The sequence below is a fragment of the Variovorax sp. AC103 genome (genome assembly GCF_979254005.1).
On sequence record NZ_CEEDFC010000040.1, the window covers coordinates 1 to 21,159 of the forward strand.

Consider the following 21,159-nt stretch of genomic DNA (forward strand, 5'->3'; position numbering starts at 1 on the left):
TTTTAATGATACGGCGACCACCGAGATCTACACGTGTGGCGCTTCGTCGGCAGCGTCAGATGTGTATAAGAGACAGGATGCAGGACGCGTTGCCCGTGTCTTGCTCCTTCCCCTTCCGGGGGAAGGCTGGGATGGGGGCACGCGGCGCTTGCAATGTGGCAGCGCCTGATCGGAGGCGGCTTGCCCCCACCCCTGCCCTCCCCCGGCGGGGAAGGGAGAAAGACAAAAGAAGCTCGTGCGTCATGCGGCCGCAATCATTTCGTAGACCTCGTCCTCTGAAGAGCCCCCCGGCAGCTCCCCCACCTTCTTCCGATCCCGCAGCACCACGATGCGATGCGCCACGCGCACCACCTCGCTCATCTCCGACGAGATGAAGACCACCGCCATGCCCGCGCGCGCGAGCCGCAGGATCTCTTCCATGATTTCCTGCTTCGCCGCCACGTCGATGCCGCGCGTGGGCTCGTCGAGGATCAGCAGGCGCGGCTCGGTGGCGAGCCAGCGCGCGATCATGGCCTTCTGCTGGTTGCCGCCCGAGAGCAGGCCGATCGGTGTTTCGACGCTCGCGGTCTTGATGCCCAGCGACTTGACGAAGCGCTCGGCCATCTCGGTCTGCTCTGCGTGCGACAGAAAGCGCTTGGTACCGAGGCGCGCCTGCAGCGCCAGCGCGATGTTTTCGCGCACCGACAGCTCGGCGACGATGCCGTCCGTCTTGCGCTCCTCGGGGCACAGCGCCAGGCCTTCGCGGATCGCATCGGCCGGGTTCGAGAAACTGACGGAACGCCCGTCCACCTTCAGCACACCACGGTCCGGCAGTTCGAGCCCGAACAGCAGGCGCGCCAGTTCCGTGCGGCCCGCGCCCAGCAAACCCGCGATGCCGACCACTTCTCCGGCGCGCACCCGCAGGTCGGTCGCCTGCAACTGGCCGGCCTGGCCCAGCCCCTCGGCCTGCAGCAATGCCGGCGCGGCCTCGTCGAATGCCGGCAAGGCCGCGGGTCGCGCCGACTGCGCCGCCAGCTCGCGCCCGAGCATTGCGGCAATCAACGCCTGCGGTCCCAGGTCGGCGGCGCGCCACTCGCCGATCCAGCCGCCGTTGCGCAGCACCGTGATACGGTCCGACACCGCGTACATCTGGTCGAGGAAGTGGGTGACGAACACGATCGCCAGGCCCTCGCCGCGCAAACGCCGCAGCACCTCGAACAGCTTCTCCACCTCGTCGTCGTCCAGGCTCGAAGTGGGCTCGTCGAGGATCAGCACCTTCGACGACACGCCCAGCGCCCGTGCAATGGCCACCATCTGCTGCACCGCCACCGAGTAGCTCGACAGCAGCCGCGTCACGTCGATGTCCAGCCCGATGCGCGCCAGCAGTTCTTCGGCGCGCCGGTTCACCAGCGCCCAGTCGATGCGAAAGCCCTGCGCCATGCCGCAGCGCGGATAGCGCCCCGCGAACACGTTCTCCGCCACCGACAGGTTCGGGCACAGGTTCACTTCCTGGTAGACCGTGCTGATGCCCAGCTTCTGCGCCTCCAGCGGCGACTGCGGGCGAATGGCCTGCCCGTCGAGAAACGTCTCGCCGCCGCTGGACGGCAGCACGCCCGTCAGCACCTTGATGAGCGTCGACTTGCCCGCGCCGTTCTGCCCCATCAGCGCGTGGATCTCGCCGGGGTACAGCCGCAACTGCACGTCGCGCAGCACCGGAATGCCGCCGAACTGCTTGTGGATGCCCCGCAGCTCGAGCACGGGCGATGGTTTGCTGTCAGCCATGCGCGTTCACTTGTTCTTGTTGTAGACGTCGATGAACACCGCCGCCAGCAGCACCAGCCCCTTGATGACCTGCTGGTAGTCGATGCCGATGCCCAGGATCGACATGCCGTTGTTCATCACGCCCATGATGAAGGCGCCGATCACCGCGCCCATCACTCGGCCCACGCCGCCCGAGGCCGACGCACCGCCGATGAAGCAGGCCGCGATCACGTCGAGCTCGAAGCCCAGGCCCGCCTTGGGCGTGGCGGTGTTGAGCCGCGCGGCGAACACCAGGCCCGCCAGCGCCGCGAGCGCGCCCATGTTCACGAAGGTGAGGAACGCAAGCCGCTGCGTCTTCACGCCCGACAGCCGCGCCGCCTTCTCGTTGCCGCCCAGCGCATAGATGCGCCGGCCGATGGTGGTGCGGTTGGTGACGAAGTCGTACACCACGATCAGCACCGCCATCACGATCAGCACGTTGGGCAGGCCCTTGTAGGTCGACAGCAGGTAGCTGAAGAACAGGATGATGGCCGCGAAGAACAGGTTCTTCACCAGGAAGAAGGCGTAGGGCTCCTGCTCCATGCCGTGCGCCTTGAGCTTGGCGCGCCCGCGCAGCTTGAAGAACACCAGCGCCGCGGCCGCCAGCACGCCCACCACCAGCGAGGTGGTGCGCAGGGTGTCGCCACCCAGCGGATCGGGAATGAAGCCCGAGCTCAGCCGCTGGAACTCCACCGGAAACGGCCCCACCGACTGGCCCGCCAGCAGCGCCAGCGTGAGCCCCTTGAACACCAGCATGCCCGCCAGCGTGACGATGAACGACGGGATCTTGCGGAACGCGACGAACCAGCCCTGCGCCGCACCGATGACGGCGCCCGCAAGAATGCTCACGATGGCCGTGGGCACGAAGTGCCACTCGTACTCCACCATCAGCACCGCCGCCAGCGCGCCGATGAAGCCGCACACCGAGCCCACTGAAAGGTCGATGTGCCCCGCCACGATCACCAGCAGCATGCCCAGCGCCATGATGACCACGTAGCTGTTCTGCAGCAGCAGGTTGGTGAGGTTCAGCGGACGCAGCAGCGTGCCGTCGGTCAGCACCTGGAACAGCACCATGATCGCGACCAGCGAGATCAGCATGCCGTACTCGCGCAGGTTGTTCTTCAGGAAACCCGCATGCAGCTTCGGCGCCTCTGCGACAGGCGCGGCGCCCTGCAACGCGTTGACTTCAGGCCGGGACATGGACAGTGCTCCCCGCGCTCACGATGGCGTGCATGATGCGTTCCTGCGAGGCCTCGGCGGCCGTCATTTCGGCGACGAAGCGCCCTTCGTTCATCACGTAGATGCGGTCGCACATGCCGAGCAGTTCCGGCAGTTCCGAAGAGATCATGAGAATGCCTTTGCCCTCGCTCGCGAGCTGGTCGATGATGGTGTAGATCTCGTACTTGGCGCCCACGTCGATGCCGCGCGTGGGTTCGTCCAATATCAGCAGTTCGGGTTGCGTGAAGAGCCACTTGCTCAGCACCACCTTCTGCTGGTTGCCTCCCGACAGGTTGACCACCAGCTGCTCGACGCCCGAGCAGCGGATGTTGAGCGCCTTGCTGTAGTCGTTGGCCACCTTGAATTCGCGGCCGTTGTCGATCACGGTGCGCTCGGACACGGCGTCCAGGTTGCCCAGGGTGATGTTCTTGCGGATGTCTTCCTCCAGCACCAGACCCAGGCCCTTGCGGTCTTCGGTGACGTAGGCGATGCCGTGGTCGATGGCCTTGCGCACCGTGCCCACGTCCACCGGCTTGCCGTGCATCAGCACCGAGCCGCTGATGCGCTGGCCGTAGGACTTGCCGAACACGCTCATGGCCAGCTCGGTGCGGCCCGCGCCCATGAGGCCCGCAATGCCGACGATCTCGCCCCGGCGCACCGTCAGGCTCACGCCCTTGATCTGCTCGCGGTCGGCGTGCAGCGCGTGGTGCACGCGCCAGTCGCGCACCTCGAACACGGTCTCGCCGATCTTCGGCGAGCGCTGCGGGTAGCGGTGTTCCATGTCGCGGCCCACCATGCCGCGGATGATGCGGTCCTCGCTGATGGGCTGCGTGCGGCAGTCGATGCTCTCCACGGTGGCGCCGTCGCGCAGCACCGTCACCGAGTCGGCCACCTTGGCAATCTCGTTGAGCTTGTGCGAGATGAGGATCGACGCGATGCCCTGGCGCTTGAGTTCCAGCAGCAGCATCAGCAGCGCGTCGCTGTCCTTCTCGTTCAGGCTGGCGGTGGGCTCGTCGAGGATCAGCAGCTTCACCTCCTTGGCCAGCGCCTTGGCAATTTCCACCAGCTGCTGCTTGCCCACGCCCAGGTCGGTCACCAGCGTGGTGGGCAGCTCTTTCAGCCCCACCTTGGCCAGCAGCTCGCGCGTCTTCGCATAGGCGGCGAACCAGTCGATCACGCCGCGGTGCGCAATTTCGTTGCCGAGAAACAGGTTCTCCGCAATCGACAGCAGCGGCACCAGCGCCAGCTCCTGGTGGATGATGATGATGCCGAGCTTCTCGCTGTCGGCAATGGTCTTGAACCGGCGCTCCTCGCCTTCGAAGTGAATCGCGCCGGTGTAGGAGTCGCACGGGTACACGCCGCTCAGCACCTTCATGAGCGTCGACTTGCCCGCGCCGTTCTCGCCGACCACCGCGTGAATCTCCCCGGCGCGCACGCTGAGGTTGACGTTGCTCAGCGCCTTCACGCCGGGAAAGGTCTTGGTGATGCCGCGCATCTCCAGGATGGCGCCGGCATCGGCGGTGCGGCCTTCGATGCTCACTTGATCTGGCTTTCCTTGTAGTAGCCGCTGTCGACCAGCACCTGCTTCCAGTTCGAGGCGTCAACGCTCACCGGCTTGAGCAGGTACGAGGGCACCACCTTGATGCCGTTGTTGTAGGTCTTGGTGTCGTTCACCTCGGGCGTCTTGCCCGAGAGCATGGCGTCGGCCATGGCCACCGTCACCTTGGCCAGTTCGCGCGTGTCCTTGAACACGGTCGAGGTCTGCTCCTTGCGCAGGATCGACTTGACCGAAGGCACCTCGGCGTCCTGCCCCGACACGATGGGCATCGGCTGCGCGGCCGAGCCGTAGCCCACGCCCTTCAGCGACGACAGGATGCCGATGGACAGGCCGTCGTAGGGCGACAGCACCGCATCGACCCGGTCCTTGGTGTAGTACGCCGACAGCAGGTTGTCCATGCGCGCCTGCGCCACCGCGCCGTCCCAGCGCAGCGTGCCGACCTTGTCCATGCCCATCTGCTTGCTGCGCACCACCAGCTTGCCGCTGTCGATGTACGGCTTGAGCACCGACAGCGCGCCGTTGTAGAAGAAGAAGGCGTTGTTGTCGTCGGGCGAGCCGCCGAACAGCTCGATGTTGAACGGGCCCTTGCCGCTCTTCAGGCCCAGCGCCGCCTCGATGGACTGCGCCTGCAGCACGCCGACCTGGAAGTTGTCGAAGGTGGCGTAGTAGTCGACGTTCTTCGAGCCCTTGATGAGCCGGTCGTACGCGATGACCTTCACGCCCTTGTCGGCAGCCTTCTGCAGCACGTCGGACAGCGTGGTGCCGTCGATGGCCGCGATGACCAGCACCTTGGAGCCCTTGGTCACCATGTTCTCGATCTGCGCGAGCTGGTTGGGAATGTCGTCGTCCGCGTACTGCAGGTCGGTCTTGTAGCCCTTGTCCTTGAAGTACTTGACCATGTTGGCGCCGTCGGCGATCCAGCGCGCCGACGACTTGGTGGGCATCGAGATGGCGATCAGGCCCTTGTCCTGCGCGTTGGCCAGCGGCGTGAAGCCGACGATGGCGAACGCGATGCCCGCGAGCGAGGCCTTGAGGAAGTTGCGTTTCATGGATGTGCTCTCAGTACTTGCGGTTCGGGAATTCCTTGGCGGCGACTTCCATCGGGAAGATGCTCTCCACCGTCACGATGCGCTTGGGCAGCGTCTTGCCGTCCTTGATGTCCTTCACCGCCTGCATCAGCTGCGGCCCGAGCAGCGGGCTGCACTCCACCGACACGTTGAGCTTGCCGGCGATCATGGCTTCGAAGGCACCCTTCACCCCGTCGATGGAGATGATGGTGATGTCCTTGGCGGGCTTCAGGCCTGCCTCTTCAATAGCCTGGATGGCGCCGATGGCCATGTCGTCGTTGTGCGCGAACAGCACATTGATCTTCTTGCCGTCGGCCTTCAGGAAGGCTTCCATCACCTCCTTGCCCTTGGCGCGCGTGAAGTCGCCGGTCTGCGAGCGGATGATCTTGAACTTGGGGTCGGCCTTGATGATTTCCTCGAAGCCCTTCTTGCGGTCGATGGCCGGCGCCGAGCCCACGGTGCCCTGCAGCTCGACGATGTTCACGTCGCCCTTCTGGTCCTTCATCTTCTCGACCAGCCAGCGGCCGGCCTTGCGGCCTTCCTCGGTGAAGTCCGAGCCCATGAAGGTCACGTAGAGCGTGTCGTCCTTGGTGCTCACCGAGCGGTCGGTCAGCACCACCGGGATCTTGGCGGCCTTGGCCTCGCGCAGCACGGTTTCCCAGCCCGACTCGACCACCGGCGAGAAGGCGATCACGTCGACCTTCTGCGCAATGTAGGAGCGGATGGCCTTGATCTGGTTTTCCTGCTTCTGCTGCGCGTCGGAAAACTTCAGCTCGATGCCGGCGTCCTTGGCGGACGACTTGATCGACTCGGTGTTGGCCGTGCGCCATTCGCTCTCGGCGCCCACCTGGGCGAAGCCGAGCACGAGCTTCTTCTGCGCGAAGACGGACACGGGCAGCATGCTGCCGATGGCGGCGGCTGCGAGGGCGGTGTTGAGGGTGCGGCGATTCATGGTCATGGGATGTCTCCTTCTTGATGTCTTGAGGACTTTGGCTGTGGTGCCGATTGGCTGTTGCAATGAAACCCCGTCCGGTCAGGCCAGCATGTAGCCGGTCTTCACCGTCGTGTAGAACTCCGAGGCGTGGCGCCCTTGTTCGCGCGGCCCGTAGCCCGACCCCTTGCGGCCGCCGAAGGGCACGTGGAAGTCCACCCCCGCGGTCGGCAGATTGACCATCGTCATGCCGACCACGGCATGGCGCCTGAAATGCATGGCGTGCTTCAGCGAGTTGGTGCAGATGCCCGCACACAGTCCGAAAGGCGTGTCGTTGCACAGCGCCAGCGCATGGTCGTAGTCGTCGGCGCGCAGCACGCAGGCCAGCGGGCCGAAGATTTCTTCGCGCGCGATGCGGTGCGAGGGTTTGGCCAGGAACAGCGCGGGGCTCATGTAGTGGCCCGGCGTGGCGCGCTGCAGCGCTTCGCCGCCCCACACGTGCTCCGCACCCTCGTCGCGCGCGATGCCGACCCAGGCCAGGTTCTGCGCCAGGCACTCTTCGTCGGCCACGGGCCCGATGTCCACGCCGCGCTCCAGCGCGTGGCCGATGTTCAGTGCCTTCAGGCGCTGGCGCAGCCTGGCGACGAAGGCGTCGTGCACCGGCGCCTCGACGATGAGCCGGCTCGACGCGGTGCAACGCTGGCCGGCGGAGAAGTAGGCGCCCTGCACCGCGCAATCGACGGCGCGGTCGAGGTCGGCGTCGGCCAGCACCACCAGCGCGTTCTTGCCGCCGGTTTCCAGCTGCACCTTGGCACGCCGCGTGGCGGCCGCCTGCAGCACGCGTTCGCCGTTGGCGGCCGAGCCCGTGAAGCTCAGCGCATCGACCAGCGGGCTGTCGACCAGCGCCTGCCCCACCTCGCGACCGCTGCCCATCACGAGGTTGAAGGCACCGGCCGGCAAGGCCGCGCGGCTGATGATCTCGGCCAGCGCCCAGCCGCAGGCCGGCACCAGCTCGGCCGGCTTGAACACCACGCTGTTGCCATGCGCCAATGCGGGCGCGATCTTCCAGGCGGGAATGACGAAGGGCGAGTTCCACGGCGTGATGAGCCCGACCACGCCCACGGGTTCGCGCGTGACGTCGACCTGCACGCCCGCGCGCACCGAGGCCACGTGCTCGCCGCCGCCGCCTGCACTTGCGCGAATGGCTTCGCCCGCGAAGAACTTGAACACCTGGCCCGCACGCGCCACCTCGGCCACCGCCTCGGGCAGCGTCTTGCCCTCCTCGCGCGCCAGCAGCAGGCCCAGGTCGTCCTTGCGGGCGAGCAGCTCGGCGCCGATGCGGTCGAGCACGTCGGCGCGCCGCTGCGGCGTGCTGTGGCTCCAGTGGGGAAAGGCCTCGGTGGCCGCGCGGACGGCGAGCTCGGCCTGGCGGCGGTCGGCACGTGCGTACTCGGCCACCACTTCGCTGGTGTCCGAGGGATTGGCGCTCACACCCGTGGTCGCGCTGGTTTCCCAGCGGCCGTTGATGTACTGCCGCACGTTCTGATGGATCTCGCCGTGAATCACCGGGACGCGAACCTTGTCTCTGTTGTTCTGGATATGCAGGCAGTCTAGGAACAGAATTGATATCGATCCAATCGTTTTTTAGACAAAATGCATATCGATCGCCGGATTCTGGAAAACCCGATCAGACCTTCGTTTTCACACCCATGACCAACTACAACCACTGGTTCATCCGCGCCCGCCTGAAGACCCGGCAACTGCTTCTGCTCGTGGCACTGGCCGAGGAAGGCAACATCCATCGCGCCGCGCAGGTGCTCAACATGACGCAGCCCGCCGCCTCCAAGCTGCTGAAGGACCTGGAAGACGTGCTGGAGGTCTCGCTGTTCGACCGCCTGCCGCGCGGCATGCGCCCCACCTGGTACGGCGAAACCATGATCCGCCACGCCCGCGTGGCGCTCGCCAGCCTGAACCAGGCGCACGACGAGCTCACGGCGCTGAAGGCCGGGCGCTTCGGTCAGGTGAGCGTGGGCGCCATCACCGCGCCCGGCCTCACGCTCATGCCGCCGGCGGTGGCGATGGTCAAGCGCGAGCAGCCCGACCTGCGCGTGTCATTGGAGATCGAGACCAGCCCGGTGCTGATCGAGCGGCTGGAGCAGGGCAAGCTCGACATCCTGGTGGCGCGGCTGTTCGCCGAGCACGACAAGTCGCAGCTGCGCTACGAGGCGCTGACCGAGGAACCCGTGTGCGCGCTGGTGCGCCCGGGCCACCCGCTGCTGGGCGTGAGCGGGCTCACCTTGCGCGACGTGGTGAGCGCCGGCTGGATCGTGCCGCCCTCGGGCAGCGTGCTGCGCCACCGCTTCGAACTGATGTTCCAGGAGGAGGGCCTGGCACCGCCGACCAACACCATCGAGAGCTCGGCCCTGCTGTTCATCACGCGCATGCTGCAGCAGAGCGACATGGTGGCGGTGCTGGCGACCGACGTGGCGCGCTACTACGCGTCGCACGGCATCGTGTCGCTGCTGCCGCTGGACATGCCCTGTCACATGGACGCCTTCGGCATCATCACGCGCACCGACCGGCTGCTGTCGCCGGCGGCCAAGGTGATGATGAAGGCGCTGAAGACCGCGAGCATGAGCGTCTACGGCCGCAAGCTAGAGATCGACTGACCGACCAGGCTCAGGTCCAGCCGGCGTCCACCGTGAACTCCTGCGCGGTGCACATCTTCGCGTCGTCCGACGCCAGGAACAGCACCATGCGCGCGATGTCTTCCGGCATCAACTTGTCCGGCAGGCACTGGTTGCGCTGCAGCGACTTCTCGCCCTCTTCGTCGAGCCACAGCGCCACCTGCCGTTCGGTCATCACCCAGCCGGGCGACACGGTGTTGATGCGGATGCGGTCCTTCCCCAGGTCGACCGCCAGCCCGCGCGTGAGGCCGTTCACCGACGACTTGGCGATGGCATAGCAGGGGTAGCCCGAGCCCTTGGTCTGCCAGCCCGTGGAGCCCAGGTTCACCACGGAGCCGAAGCCCAGGCGCTTCATGCCCGGCACCACCGACTGGATGGCGAACAGCGCCGGCCGCTCGTTGATGGCCATGCGGTTGTCGTAATAGTCGGGCGTGACCGACTCGAGCGTGTGGCGGTCGTCGCTCGCCACGTTGTTGACCAGCACCGCGAAGTCGCCGAGCTCGGCCGCCGCGTCGGCAATCGCCTTCTGCAGCGCGGCGATGTCGCGCACGTCGCAGGCGCGCCACCACGGCGCGGCATGGCCGGCGCCGGTGATCTGCTGCGCGAGCGCCGCGCTCGCGCCCTCGGCGATGTCGACGAAGGCCACGCGCGCGCCCTGCGCCGCGAACGCCGCGACGATGGCCGCGCCGATGCCGCTGCCGCCGCCGGTGACGAACACCGTGCGGCCCTGCAAGCTCGGATAGATGGAAAGTGGGGGGGAATTCAAGAAAAGTCTCCAGAAGCGCATCTCATGACATTGCAAAAAGCATATCAATTGATGCCAATTTATTTAATTTCCGTTATCAATATGCCTTGATACGATCCGCCGCGTCAAGCAGACAAGAAGGATCCAATGAACAAGACAGAGACAAACACCCCCTCCCCGCTGGCGGCGCCTCGCGCCGTCAGCGAACCCGAATGCATCTGGCCTGCGGCGGCCAACCTCGGCGAAGGCACGCTGTGGTCGGTGCGCGAGCAGGCGCTCTACTGGATCGACATCCTGACGCCGCGCCTGTTCCGCCACGACCCGGCCACGGGTGCGCAGCGCACCTGGCACTTCGACGAAGAAATCACCGCCATCGCCGAACGCGCCACGGCACCAGGCCTGTTCATCACCCTGCGCCGCGGCTTCGCGCTGTTCGACACCACCGCGCCGGGCGACGACGCCAAGCCGCGCTACCTGCACCAGCCCGAGACCGAGCGCACCGGCAACCGCTTCAACGACGGCAAGTGCGACAGCCGCGGCCGCTTCTGGGCCGGGAGCATGGACTTCGAGTGCAAGGCGCCCACCGGCGCGCTCTACCGCTACGACGCCGACGGCCGGTGCACCCGGCACGACGACGGCTTCGAGGTGACCAACGGCCCGACCTGGTCGGGCGACGGCCGCACGATGTACTTCAACAACACGGTGCTGAACCACCTGTACGCCTACGACTTCGACATGGCCGAGGGCACCGTGTCGAACCGCCGCCTGTGGCACCGCTTTCCCAAGGGCGACGGCCTGCCCGACGGCATGACCACCGACGCGGCCGGCCGCCTGTGGATCGCGCACTGGGACGGCGCCTGCGTCACCTGCCACGACCCGGTGAGCGCGGTGGAGCTGTGCCGCATCGCGCTGCCCACCGGCAACGTGACCGACTGCGCCTTCGGCGGCGCCGACCTGCGCACGCTCTACATCACGACCGCGCGCAACGGCCGCACCGAAGCCCAGCTGAACCACGAGCCGCTGGCCGGCGGCCTGTTCGCGGTGCGCATCGACAGCCCCGGCGTGCCGGCGGCGCTGTTCGCCGGCTGACGCGCGCGCCGATCCGCACGATTCGCGCGTGCTTCACACGCGCTTCAGCCGATGCCGAAGCGGTGTTCGGTCGCGCTGGTGAACACCTCGCCCGGGCGCAGCACCGTCGACGGAAAGCCCGGCTGGTTGGGCGAGTCGGGGAAGTGCTGCGTTTCCAGGCACAGCCCGTCGCCCTGGCGCAGGCTCGCGCCCGCGCTGCCGAAGAGGCTGCCGTCGAGGAAATTGCCCGAATAGAACTGCACGCCGGGCTCGCTGGTGTGTACCTCCATCACGCGGCCCGTGGCCTCGTGTTCCAGGCGCGCCGCGAGGGCCAGGCCCTGATGATGGACAGGCCGGTCGAGCACCCAGTTGTGGTCGTAGCCGTGCGCGCGCAGCAGCTGCTCGTGGCCTTCGCGGATGCGCTCGCCGATGCGCGTGGCCGTGCGGAAGTCGAACGGCGTGGCCGCCACGTCGGCCAGCCCCAGCGGGATGAGCGTTGCGTCCACCGGGCAATAGCGGCTCGCCGGCAGCGTCAACCGGTGGTCCATCACCGAGCCGCTTCCCGCCAGGTTGAAGTAGTCGTGGTGGCTCAGGTTCAGCACGGTGGGCTTGTCGGTGGTGGCGCTGTAGTCGATGCGCCAGGTATTGCTTTCGGCGGCCAGCGTGTAGCGCACGGTCAATTGCACTTCGCCGGGGTAGCCCTCCTCGCCGTCGGCGCTGGTGCGGCGCAGTTCGACCGCGATGTCGCTGCCCGACTCGTGCGCCGACAGCGGCACGATCTCCCAGTAGCGCTTGCCGAAGCCCGTCGCGCCGCCGTGCAGCGAGTTCACGCCGTCGTTCAGCCCCAGCTGGTGCGTTGTTCCGTCGAGCGTGAAGCGCCCGCCGGCGACGCGGTTGGCATGGCGCCCGACGATGGTGCCCAGGTGCGGATGCGGCTTCAGGTAGTCGGCCAGCGACGGCAGGCCCAGCACGACGTTCGCGGCCTGGCCGTGCCGGTCGGGCACGCGCAGCGCGGTGACGATGCCGCCCAGGTTGATGGCGCTCAGGCTCAGGCCGCGGCCGTTGTCCAGGGTGTATTCGGTGACGACGCGGCCGTCTGGCATGCGGCCGAACTCGCGCGAGGTGATGCTCTTGCTCATGGGGTTCCTGACTGGATTCTGAAACGGGATGCTGTCACCGGGCGGCCATGGCCTCGCGCGCGCACTCCGAGGCGGTGAGCAGCGCAATGCGGTCCTTGAGGTCGTGGAACTCGGGCGGCTCGGCCGCGTGCGTGCGCAGCTCGATGCGGTGGCCCGCCTTGCCGACCGCATCGGCAAAGCGCTGCTGCAGCGCGAAGGGCGTGTTCCTGTCGTCGCGGTTGCCGATCAGCACGATGCGCCGCGCCGGGTCGCGCGCGATGCCGCTCACATGGTCGAGCGGGTCGTAGAACTGCGCGCTGCCGGTGGTGTCGGTGCGCCCGTCGTTCGAGCGGCCCAGCAGGCGCGCGCGCTCCAGCAGCCCGTAGGCGCCCGAGGTGAGCACCGCGCAGGCCACGCGGGTGCGCCCCAGCGTGAGGAGCGCGGCGCCCGCGGTGGCGCCGCCGCTGTGGCCCACGATGACCAGGCGCTGCAGCCTGTGGCGCTGCATGAGCGCGTCGAGCGCGGCATCGAGCGCATGGAACTCCACCGGCTGGCGGCGCTGGCGGTGGTCGCCCGAGGAGCCATAGGTGCCGGGCCGCGCCACGAACACCCAGGGCACGCCAGCGCGGTCGCGGCTGCGCTGGGCGTCCAGCGTGCGCAGCGCCTCGGTGTTGCCGGGAATGCGCGCGGGCGGCTGGTCCATCACGCCGTCGCGGTCGCCCGAGAACTGCACGACGGCGATGCGCGCGCCATCGATGTCGCCGCTCGCGAAGTAGCGGATGCAGGCCGGCCCTTCCACCGGCTGCACCCACAGGAAGCCGGGGCGGTCGGGGCAGGTGGCGCGGTCGGCGGGCTGGTTCCAGTGCAGCACCCCGTCGTTGCTCGCGGTGAAGGGGCGCGGCACCTCGGGGCCGGTGCGTTGCGCACAGGCCGTCTGCATCAAGGCCAGCAGAAGCAGCGCGCACAGGCGCAGCGCGGCATTTGTCATAGCTTCTGCAGCAGCTCGGGGATCCGGCCGAAGTCCGACAGGTCGCGGTCGCCCTTCACCAGCAGCAGGTCGCCGTCTCGCAGGATGTCCTCGAGGTAGCGCGTCAACAAGTCGGCGTTGTCGAAGTGCGGCCCGAGCAAGGTCGCGGGCACTTCCTCGCGCAGCCAGCGCATCTCGTCGCCGTGCGTCACCACATGGTCGATGCCCGAGGCCAGCAGCGGCTCGGCCAGGCTGCGGTGCATCTTCTCGGCGTCGTTGCCGAGGTTGACGATGCGCCCGAGCACGCCGATGCGCCGCGCGATGGGTTCGTCGCCGGGCTTGCGGTAGCTGCGCACGAACTCCATCGCATTGCGCATCGACATTACCTCGGCGTTCCAGCTGTCGTCCACCAGAGTGACCTGCACGCCGGCGCGCGTGCTCAGCCGCAGCACCTGCATCACCGAGGCCGGCAGGCGCACGTGCGGCATGCGCGCGCAGGCTTCCTCGGCGTCGAGGCCCATCGCCACCAGCGCGGTGAAGGCCAGCGCCGAGTTGCGCACCAGGCCTGCGCTCGCGATCGGAAACAGGTACTGGCAAGTGCGCCCGCGGATCGCGATGCGCACGCGGCAGCCCTCGGGCACGGGCTGCATGTCGAGCAGGCGCACGTTGGCCTCGGGCCCGGTGCCCACGGTCCACACCTTGGCGGCCGTGCGCATCGCGGCCTTCACCACCTGGACCAGGCAGGGAATGTGCGCGCCGATCACTGCCACGCCGCCGGGCTCCAAGCCCAGGAAGATGCGCGACTTGTAGTCGGCGGTCTTCTCGAGCGTGTCTGCCTTCACGGTCTGCGACAGCCCGACCTCGGTGAGTATGGCCACGTGCGGGCGCGCCATCAGCGAGATGGGGCCGCGGTCCATCCACAACCCGCTTTGCGCCATTTCGAGAATGCACACGTCGACGTCGGGCCCGAGGCTGGCGAGGGCACCGGGCACGCCGACGCGCGAATTGTTGTTCTCGATGGTGGTGAGCACGCGCGCCGCGGGCGGCAGCAGGTCGCGCAACATCGAGATGGTGGACGACTTGCCCACCGTGCCCGTGACGCCGACCACACGGCCACGGAAGCGCTCGCGCGCGGCGGCGCCCAAGGCCAGCAAGGCGGCGATCGGGTCGTCCACCTGCAGCAGCGCAAAAGCAGGCGGCAGGCCCGGCACGGGACGCTGCACGATGGCGCCGGCCAGCAGCGGCTGCAGCCGTTGCAGGTCGTCGTGCTGGTCCCAGGTCTCGGGCTCGCGGCTGAAGTTCTCGTGCGCGGCGAGCGTGGCGTAGTCGGATGCGACGAACAGCGCCGGGCGGGGCCGGGTGCGCAGGTGCAGCGGCAGGCGCACCACCGACTGCACCGACCAGCCCTCGGGCGGCGCCACGATCCAGGTGCCGCCGGTGACCTGCACCAATTGCTCGGCCGTCCACACCGGCCCGGGCGTGGCGCCCGCGCCCGGCAGGCTTGCGGCCAGCACGGGCGCGGGGCCATCGGGCAACGGCGTGGGCATGCCGGGCACGCGCAGGCCGCACCACACGGGCAGCCGCCGCGGCTTGGGCAGCTTGTAGAGCTTGGCCGAGCCGCGCAGACGCAGTTCCAGCTGCAGCACGTCGCTTTCCAACTGGCGCGCAAGCGGTGGCCGCAGGCCGTAGCAGTCGCGGTAGATGCGCCCCGGCTGCCAGCGGCTGGTGGGCCACATCCAGTCGCAGGGGTCGTGATCCATGCCTTCGCCCCAGGCGGGCATGGTCTTGCTGCGCATCGGCACGGCACGAAATTGCACGCGCAGGTCGGCCTCCACGGGCGCGTCGGCGGTCCAGAACGACTCGACCCACAGCAACTGGCGGCCGAAGACCTGCGTGGGTGCGCAGCGCACGCCGAGCAAGCGCAGCGGGCCGACCTGCACCGGTGGCAGCACGGCGTCCTGAGGCACGGCATCGACAGTCCATTCCGGGCGGGCCACGCGCAAGGGCAGCGGATTGCCGCGGGTGATCGGCGCGGCCGGCGCCGTCGCAGGCGGCAACACAGCGCGTCCGGGCGGCAGGAGCCGCACCGCGCAGCCGCCTTCCGGCGTCGGCACGGTCTCGGTGCCGAGCGCGCGGCACTGCGCGGCAAAGCGCTCGCTCGACGCGCGCGCGCGGTCGCCCACGTACTGCTCGGAGAAGCCGAAGCCCACGCCGATGGGCGTGAAACGCACCTGCGTCACGCCTGTCGGCTCCAGCGCGAGCGTGAACACGCCCGCGTCCACGAAATCGCTGCGCATGGCGTCGAACAGCAGGTCGCCCGCGTCATGGAGGATCGGGCGCCCGCGATAGACCTCGATGCCCTGCAGTACGTGCGCCGAGGCACCCAGGATGGCGTCGGCCCCGGCGTCGACGATGGCGTGGCCCACCGCGATCTCGGCCTGCGAGGGCACGGTCTCGAGGTTGTCGCCCCAGTGCACCGCCACGAGCACCACGTCGGCCTGCTCGCGCGCACGAGCGATGCGCGGCGCCATCGTGGTGGTCCACGCGGCCGGGTCGGCAAGCGACAGATACGCCGCGCCGGGCGTCGTGGCAGTGGCACCGAACTGCGGCTGCGTGGCGTCGAGCGAGAACAGCGCGACGCGCACGTGCCCGGCTTGGCGCATCACGGGTCGCAGCGCGGCTTCAAGGTCGGCGCCGCTGCCGGCGCTGCCGATGCCCGCCGCGTCGAGCAACGCCTTCTGCTCCATCAGCGCCTCGGGGCCGTAGTCGCCGCTGTGGTTGTTGGCGGTGCTCACCAGGTCGATGCCCGTGGCCGTGAGCACCTCGATCATTTCGGGTCGCGCGCGATAGTAGTAGGACCCGGTCTCGTCCTTGTCGACGCCGTGTCGGCCCGTGGTGGCGACCACGCATTCGAGGTTGACGATGCGCAGGTCCGCGTCGCGCAGCGCGGCAATGCGCCCGAGCACGCCGTGCGGGCCACCGAGGTCGCGCGTGCGGTAGTGCTGGCGCCGGCCGAGGTTGACGTCGCCGCCCCACGCCACGGTACCGGACGCCCCGGCAGGTCCGGTCTGCGCGGCCTGCCCGCGTGCCTCGGCCGGCGAACGCCGTGCATCGCGAGCCGCGCGCGAATTCAGGAGCCGCAGGTACGCCACGTAGCCCGACAGGTAATGCTCCACATCGTCGATGCGCACGCGAAAGCTGTGGTGCTTGATGAAGAAGGAGCCCGCGATGCGCGCGGGGTTGCGGAAGAACATCGCCAGCTCGGGCCAGAAGTGGCCGTTGGCGAGGTAGCGCGCGCGGTACTCCAGCGCGTGTTCGAACTTTCCGCGGTCGAGGCCGGCCAGCAGCGGGCGCAGGGCCGCATCCGCGTCCAGGCGCTGCACCATCTCGTGTGCGGCCATCATCAGTTCCAGCAACGTGGGAAACGTGGTGATGCGCTCCAGCACGAAATCAAGGTAGCCGGCCACGTTGCGCAGCCCGAACTCGTAGTAGCGCACTTCGGGCCGGTAGCGCGTGAGTTCGTTCACGCAGTAGCTCAGCCAATGGTCGTGCGCGCGCCAGTGCTCCGCCTCGATGAAATGCCCGAAGGCTTTCTCGACCATTGCGAGCCAGCGCGGGTCACCCGTGAGGCCGTACAGACGCATCAGGCCGAACGCAGCCTCGCCGTCGTAGTAGATGACGCGAAAGCTGTCCTTCACCTGCATGCCGGGATGGTGCAGCACGTGCACGAAGCGCCCTGTCTTCGGGTCCTGCATCCGGCCGATGCCCAGCGCGAGTTGCTCCATCAGTGGCTTGTAGCGCGCGTCGCCCGTGAGCTCGGTGTACTTGACGAAGGCCAGCAGGCACACGGCGTTGCCGCCGAGCTTGACCTCGTTGCCCAGGTCGACGAGGAACGCGACGCGCGGGCCACCCTCGGCATCGAACCGCTGGATGAGCCGGGTGTCGAGGTACGCCAGCGCGCGGTCGATGGCGGCTTTCTGAGCCGGGTCTTGCGTGAGTTCCCAGGCCTCGAGCAACGCGTAGGTCGAACTCGCGTGGCGCAGCGTGTTGTAGGTGGGAATGGCGCGGTCGAAGCAAGGAAACCAGCCGTACTCGAATTCGCCCGTGGGCTTGACCTGCGCGGCCAGGTAGCGGCTCGAACGCTCGATGAGCGCGCCGACGTGCGCCGCGCCCCAGTCGTCGAGGCGACGGAAGCCGGCCGCCTGCCCGACGGCCGTCAGCGGCCACGCGCCTTCGCCGTCGACGTACACGGCGCGGGTGGTGAAGCACCACACGGGCGAGGCATCGTCGGCGGGAAACTCGATCTCCTTGCCGAAGCGCCGCTTGGCGTGGATGCGCAGGTTGCCGGGGTTGGGCTCGGCGTGCTCCACCTTGCCGTTGTAGAGGATGGCGCTGCCGTTGATTTCCTGCGCGAGCAGCGCGGTCTCGAAGCACGCGTCGAAGGCGATGCCCTCGTTGAAGTAGTTGCGCTTGGTTTGCGCCAACTTCGCTTTCAGCGCGCCCCAGGTCGTGGCCGTGACCCGGTCGACCAGTTCCGCGCGCAGGCGTTGCGGCGGCTGCTCGGCGCGGCGGGCCTGCGCGTCGACGGCCTGCGCCGCCTGTCGCCATGCGGCCTCCACATCGGCGCCCCGCCCTGCCACAACGCGGGCGCGGCTGCCGTCCTCGCCAATTGCCAGGAGCACCACGCACCCGGCCTCCCCGGTCGCATGCGGCATGGCGGGGAGCGCACCGCCCGGCTCCGCCAGGGCCTGCCTGGCACGGTTCAACAATTCGGCGAGGGGGTTCGGGTCGAGGTTCATGCAGCCGCGAATGATGACAGCGCACACCGGGGCCTGTCACCCCTGAAACCCGGGGGTGGGTCCGCCGAGCCGCACCCGCGAAGGGCTCAGCCCCACGCCTCCATCACCGCGCTGCGCACCGCCTCCACGGCCACCGGCCGCTGCTTGCCCTCGGCCGGCGCCACCCAGCACAGCCAGGTGTGCGAACGCCAGCCCCTCCAGATGGCCAGCTCGCCGTTGCGCTCGCCCTGCTCCGCATAGTCGCTGCGCAGCAGGCCCGCGCCCATGCCGCTGGCGACCATGCTGCGGATGGCGCTCTCGCCGTCGGCGGTGCGGCCCGGGCGGTACTCGCGGCCGGCGCCGGCGAACAGTTTCTCCAGGTGCACGCGCAGGATGCACGAGGGCGGCGTGCCGACCCAGGGCATGTCGGCGAGCTGCTCGAGCGACAGCCCGGGCTGCGCATCGGCCACCGGCTTCGGCAGCGTCACCACCAGGTCCACCGCGCTCAGGCGCACCACTTCCAGCCCCTCGATCTGCGGGCTGTCGCTCAGCACATAGGCGCAGTCGAGCTCGCCGCGCTGCACGCCCGCGAGCGTTTCGTACGACAGCCCCTGCCTGAGCTGCAGCGTGACCTGCGGATGCCGCTCGGCCAGCTTCACCAGCACCTCGCCCAGGCGCAGCGCCACCGGGTCGACCACCGTGCCGAAACGCACCACGCCCTGCGCCGCGCCGCGCAGCTGCTCGGCCGCCGAGCGCATGCGCATGGCGGAGGCCAGCGTGCGTTCGGCCTCTTCCAGCAGGCTGACGCCCGCCTCGGTCGGCGACATGCCGCGCGGGGTGCGCTCGAACAGCTTCACGCCGAGTTCGTCTTCCAGCGCCTTGAGCTGCGCGCTGACCGCCGGCGCGCTGGTGAACACCCGCTCGGCCGCCCGGGTCAGGCTGCCTTCGCGGGCGATGGCGACGAAGGTCTTGAGTTGGTAGAGCTCCATGGGGCGGATTGTGAGCGCGACGGGCGTTTCGGTCTGTTCGCTTTTTTGGAGGCCCCCGTCCAAAGAAGCGAATGGCATTCGCAGCCCCCAGCCCCGATCCTTGGGTCATCGATTCATTGCAAGAGGCCTGTCCCATGTCCCATCGCCAACGTCTGCTCGGCATCGCCGCGCTGCTGCTCGCCACCTCCGGCTGGGGCGGCATGTTCCTGGTCAGCAAGGGCGTGCTGCACCACGTCGAGCCGGCGTGGTTCACGCTCATCCGCTACAGCATGTCCGCGCTGCTGTTCGTGCTGCTCATTCTTCCGCGCGGCGCGGCGCCCTGGCGCAAGCTGCGCCGGCATGCGGGGCCGCTGGCGCTGCGCGGGTTCGCGGGCTTCGGCATCTTCAGCGTGATGCTGCTGGCAGGGCTGGCGCACTCGGTGCCCTCGCACGGCGCGGTCATCATGGCCACCACGCCCATGACCACGCAGCTGCTGCGCTGGGCGCTCGACGGCGTGCGGCCGACCCGCTCGACGCTGATGGTCACGGCGCTGTCGCTGCTGGGCGTGGCCATCGTCTCGGGGCTGCTGTTCGGCACGCCGCAGGCCGGCGAATCGACGCTCTTCGGCGACGCGGTGGCCTTCGTCGGCACGCTGGGCTGGGTCTGGTACACGCGCGGCACCACGCGCTTTCCGGAGCTCGACGTGATCGAGTACACCGCGCTCACGGTGCTGGCCTCGTGGCCGCTGCTGCTGGGCATGGCGGTCGTCGGCACGCTGCTGGGGTGGACGCATGCGCCGAGCATGGAAGGCCTGCGCCTGTCGTGGCAGGCGCTGCTGTACGTGGGGCTGGTGTCTTCGGCCATCGCGGTGCTGGCTTTCAACCACGGGGTGCGCACGCTGGGCGCGGTGACGGGCACGGCCTTCATCAACTTCGTGCCGGTGTCGGCGCTGCTGATGAGCGCGGCACTGGGGCGGCTGCCCACGGTGAACGAGGCCGTAGGCATGGCGATGGTGGTCGGCGCGCTGCTGATCCATACCGCCCTGAGCCGCAAGGCTTCCGCGCCGGCCCCGGCACGGATCGCGCAGACCCCGCAGAATCCGCGCAACTACAGCACCTGTGGAGCCGCATCGTCATGAGCAACAGCGCCAGCAAGCCCCTTCTTTTCGAGCCCCTGCGGCTCGGCAACCTGCAGATCGACAACCGCATCGTCATCGCGCCGATGTGCCAGTACTCCGCCACCGAGGGCACGCCGGGCGACTGGCACCTGATCCACCTGGGTTCCCTGGCGCTCTCGGGCGCGGGCCTGCTGATCATCGAGGCGACGGCGGTGGAGGCCGAAGGGCGCATCTCGCCCGGCGACCTGGGCCTGTATTCCGACGCGAACGAGCAAGGCCTGGCGCGCGTGCTGCACGCGATGCGCGCGCATTCGCCCATCAAGATCGCCATGCAGCTGGGCCACGCGGGGCGCAAGGCATCGAGCCGCGCACCGTGGAACGGCGGCAAGCAGATTCCCCTGACCGAGGCGGGCAGCTGGCAGTCTTTCGCGCCCTCGGCCGTGCCGCATTCGCCCGGCGAAGACCCGCCCACCGCGCTCGATGCGGCCGGCCTCGCCCGTGTGCGCGATGCCTTCGTGGCCGCGGCGAAGCGCGCGGCGCGGCTGGGCCTGGACGGGCTGGAGCTCCACGCGGCGCACGGCTACCTGCTGCACCAGTTCCTCTCGCCCATCGCCAACCACCGCACCGACGCCTACGGCGGCAGCCTGGAGAACCGCCTGCGCTTTCCGCTCGAGGTGTTCGACGCGGTGCGCGAGGTGTTCCCGGCCGACAAGCCGGTGTGGGTGCGCGTGTCGGCCAGCGACTGGGTGCCCGGCGGCTGGGACCTCGACAGCACGGTGGCGTTCGGCCAGGCGCTCAAGGCGCGCGGCTGCGCGGCCATCCATGTGTCCAGCGGCGGGGTGTCGCCGCAGCAGGCCATTCCGCTGGGCGCGGGCTACCAGGTGCCGTTCGCCGAACGCGTGAAGGCCGAGGTCGGGCTGCCGACCATCGCGGTGGGGCTGATCACCGAACCCGCGCACGCCGAAGCCATCCTCGCCAACGGACAGGCCGACGCGGTGTCGCTGGCCCGCGCGATGCTCTACGACCCGCGCTGGCCGTGGCATGCGGCGGCCGAACTGGGCGCGCACGTGGCCGCGCCGCCGCAGTACTGGCGCTCGCAGCCGCGCGAGTTCAAGGACCTGTTCGAGAACGCGAGCTTCGGGGCGCGCTGACCCGGT

The 21,159-nt window shown here is 68.8% G+C and carries 15 protein-coding genes; 4 read left to right on the forward strand and 11 right to left on the reverse strand.

Annotation, left to right across the window (positions count from 1 at the left end):
* Window positions 1-240 precede the first annotated feature (240 nt).
* From AC0IYU_RS33675 to AC0IYU_RS33700, 6 genes are all read right to left on the reverse strand, one after another.
* Window positions 241-1,761 carry a sugar ABC transporter ATP-binding protein gene (locus AC0IYU_RS33675; protein WP_472126416.1) on the reverse strand — a complete coding sequence of 507 codons (1,521 nt, stop codon included), beginning with the start codon at window positions 1,759-1,761 and terminating at the stop codon, window positions 241-243.
* Between the two features lie 6 nt (window positions 1,762-1,767).
* Complete coding sequence (gene mmsB / locus AC0IYU_RS33680) at window positions 1,768-2,979, reverse strand: multiple monosaccharide ABC transporter permease (protein ID WP_472126418.1); 1,212 nt, start codon at window positions 2,977-2,979, stop codon at window positions 1,768-1,770.
* Window positions 2,966-4,492 (reverse strand): multiple monosaccharide ABC transporter ATP-binding protein, encoded by a 1,527-nt coding sequence (gene mmsA / locus AC0IYU_RS33685; protein ID WP_472126475.1) that lies wholly within the window; start codon window positions 4,490-4,492, stop codon window positions 2,966-2,968. The genes mmsB and mmsA overlap by 14 nt, the downstream gene beginning before the upstream one ends.
* Before the next feature lie 41 nt (window positions 4,493-4,533).
* Complete coding sequence (gene chvE, locus AC0IYU_RS33690; protein WP_435482678.1) at window positions 4,534-5,604, reverse strand: multiple monosaccharide ABC transporter substrate-binding protein; 1,071 nt, start codon at window positions 5,602-5,604, stop codon at window positions 4,534-4,536.
* A gap of 10 nt (window positions 5,605-5,614) precedes the next feature.
* Window positions 5,615-6,580, reverse strand: a complete 966-nt coding sequence (locus tag AC0IYU_RS33695; protein WP_435482677.1) for an ABC transporter substrate-binding protein — start codon at window positions 6,578-6,580, stop codon at window positions 5,615-5,617.
* Window positions 6,581-6,655: 75 nt separating this feature from the next.
* On the reverse strand, window positions 6,656-8,119 hold the full coding sequence (locus tag AC0IYU_RS33700) for an aldehyde dehydrogenase family protein (RefSeq protein WP_472126420.1): 1,464 nt from the start codon (window positions 8,117-8,119) through the stop codon (window positions 6,656-6,658).
* Window positions 8,120-8,262: 143 nt separating this feature from the next.
* On the opposite strand from AC0IYU_RS33700, the gene AC0IYU_RS33705 reads away from it, so the two are divergent.
* Window positions 8,263-9,222 carry a LysR family transcriptional regulator gene (locus AC0IYU_RS33705; protein ID WP_435482675.1) on the forward strand — a complete coding sequence of 320 codons (960 nt, stop codon included), beginning with the start codon at window positions 8,263-8,265 and terminating at the stop codon, window positions 9,220-9,222.
* A gap of 10 nt (window positions 9,223-9,232) precedes the next feature.
* On the opposite strand, the gene AC0IYU_RS33710 is transcribed toward AC0IYU_RS33705, so the two are convergent.
* Window positions 9,233-10,006, reverse strand: a complete 774-nt coding sequence (locus AC0IYU_RS33710) for an SDR family NAD(P)-dependent oxidoreductase (protein ID WP_472126422.1) — start codon at window positions 10,004-10,006, stop codon at window positions 9,233-9,235.
* Between the two features lie 126 nt (window positions 10,007-10,132).
* Between AC0IYU_RS33710 and AC0IYU_RS33715 the strand changes: the two genes are divergently transcribed.
* The gene (locus AC0IYU_RS33715) at window positions 10,133-11,074 is read left to right on the forward strand and encodes an SMP-30/gluconolactonase/LRE family protein (RefSeq protein WP_472126425.1); all 942 of its coding nucleotides are present in this window, start codon (window positions 10,133-10,135) and stop codon (window positions 11,072-11,074) included.
* Between the two features lie 44 nt (window positions 11,075-11,118).
* On the opposite strand, the gene AC0IYU_RS33720 is transcribed toward AC0IYU_RS33715, so the two are convergent.
* The 4 genes from AC0IYU_RS33720 to AC0IYU_RS33735 form a co-directional block, all read right to left on the reverse strand.
* Window positions 11,119-12,192 (reverse strand): aldose epimerase family protein, encoded by a 1,074-nt coding sequence (locus AC0IYU_RS33720; protein ID WP_472126428.1) that lies wholly within the window; start codon window positions 12,190-12,192, stop codon window positions 11,119-11,121.
* 34 nt (window positions 12,193-12,226) lie between these two features.
* Window positions 12,227-13,159 carry an alpha/beta hydrolase family protein gene (locus AC0IYU_RS33725; RefSeq protein ID WP_472126430.1) on the reverse strand — a complete coding sequence of 311 codons (933 nt, stop codon included), beginning with the start codon at window positions 13,157-13,159 and terminating at the stop codon, window positions 12,227-12,229.
* Window positions 13,156-17,937, reverse strand: coding sequence for a CapA family protein (locus AC0IYU_RS33730; protein WP_472126433.1), 4,782 nt, complete (start codon window positions 17,935-17,937; stop codon window positions 13,156-13,158). The genes AC0IYU_RS33725 and AC0IYU_RS33730 overlap by 4 nt, the downstream gene beginning before the upstream one ends.
* 86 nt (window positions 17,938-18,023) lie before the next feature.
* Window positions 18,024-18,905, reverse strand: a complete 882-nt coding sequence (locus AC0IYU_RS33735; RefSeq protein ID WP_472126436.1) for a LysR family transcriptional regulator — start codon at window positions 18,903-18,905, stop codon at window positions 18,024-18,026.
* Between the two features lie 134 nt (window positions 18,906-19,039).
* Here AC0IYU_RS33735 and AC0IYU_RS33740 point away from each other — a divergent pair, with 134 nt between their 5' ends.
* Window positions 19,040-20,023 (forward strand): DMT family transporter, encoded by a 984-nt coding sequence (locus AC0IYU_RS33740; RefSeq protein WP_472126439.1) that lies wholly within the window; start codon window positions 19,040-19,042, stop codon window positions 20,021-20,023.
* On the forward strand, window positions 20,020-21,153 hold the full coding sequence (locus tag AC0IYU_RS33745) for an NADH:flavin oxidoreductase/NADH oxidase (protein ID WP_472126442.1): 1,134 nt from the start codon (window positions 20,020-20,022) through the stop codon (window positions 21,151-21,153). The genes AC0IYU_RS33740 and AC0IYU_RS33745 overlap by 4 nt, the downstream gene beginning before the upstream one ends.
* Window positions 21,154-21,159 lie beyond the last annotated feature (6 nt).

Coding starts and splice junctions, on each gene's coding strand:
- AC0IYU_RS33675 (WP_472126416.1), bottom strand. CDS start 1,761: ATGGCTGACAGCAAACCATCGCCCGTGCTCGAGCTGCGGGGCATCCAC.
- mmsB (WP_472126418.1), bottom strand. CDS start 2,979: ATGTCCCGGCCTGAAGTCAACGCGTTGCAGGGCGCCGCGCCTGTCGCA.
- mmsA (WP_472126475.1), bottom strand. CDS start 4,492: ATGCGCGGCATCACCAAGACCTTTCCCGGCGTGAAGGCGCTGAGCAAC.
- chvE (WP_435482678.1), bottom strand. CDS start 5,604: ATGAAACGCAACTTCCTCAAGGCCTCGCTCGCGGGCATCGCGTTCGCC.
- AC0IYU_RS33695 (WP_435482677.1), bottom strand. CDS start 6,580: ATGACCATGAATCGCCGCACCCTCAACACCGCCCTCGCAGCCGCCGCC.
- AC0IYU_RS33705 (WP_435482675.1), top strand. CDS start 8,263: ATGACCAACTACAACCACTGGTTCATCCGCGCCCGCCTGAAGACCCGG.
- AC0IYU_RS33715 (WP_472126425.1), top strand. CDS start 10,133: ATGAACAAGACAGAGACAAACACCCCCTCCCCGCTGGCGGCGCCTCGC.
- AC0IYU_RS33720 (WP_472126428.1), bottom strand. CDS start 12,192: ATGAGCAAGAGCATCACCTCGCGCGAGTTCGGCCGCATGCCAGACGGC.
- AC0IYU_RS33725 (WP_472126430.1), bottom strand. CDS start 13,159: ATGACAAATGCCGCGCTGCGCCTGTGCGCGCTGCTTCTGCTGGCCTTG.
- AC0IYU_RS33730 (WP_472126433.1), bottom strand. CDS start 17,937: ATGAACCTCGACCCGAACCCCCTCGCCGAATTGTTGAACCGTGCCAGG.
- AC0IYU_RS33735 (WP_472126436.1), bottom strand. CDS start 18,905: ATGGAGCTCTACCAACTCAAGACCTTCGTCGCCATCGCCCGCGAAGGC.
- AC0IYU_RS33740 (WP_472126439.1), top strand. CDS start 19,040: ATGTCCCATCGCCAACGTCTGCTCGGCATCGCCGCGCTGCTGCTCGCC.
- AC0IYU_RS33745 (WP_472126442.1), top strand. CDS start 20,020: ATGAGCAACAGCGCCAGCAAGCCCCTTCTTTTCGAGCCCCTGCGGCTC.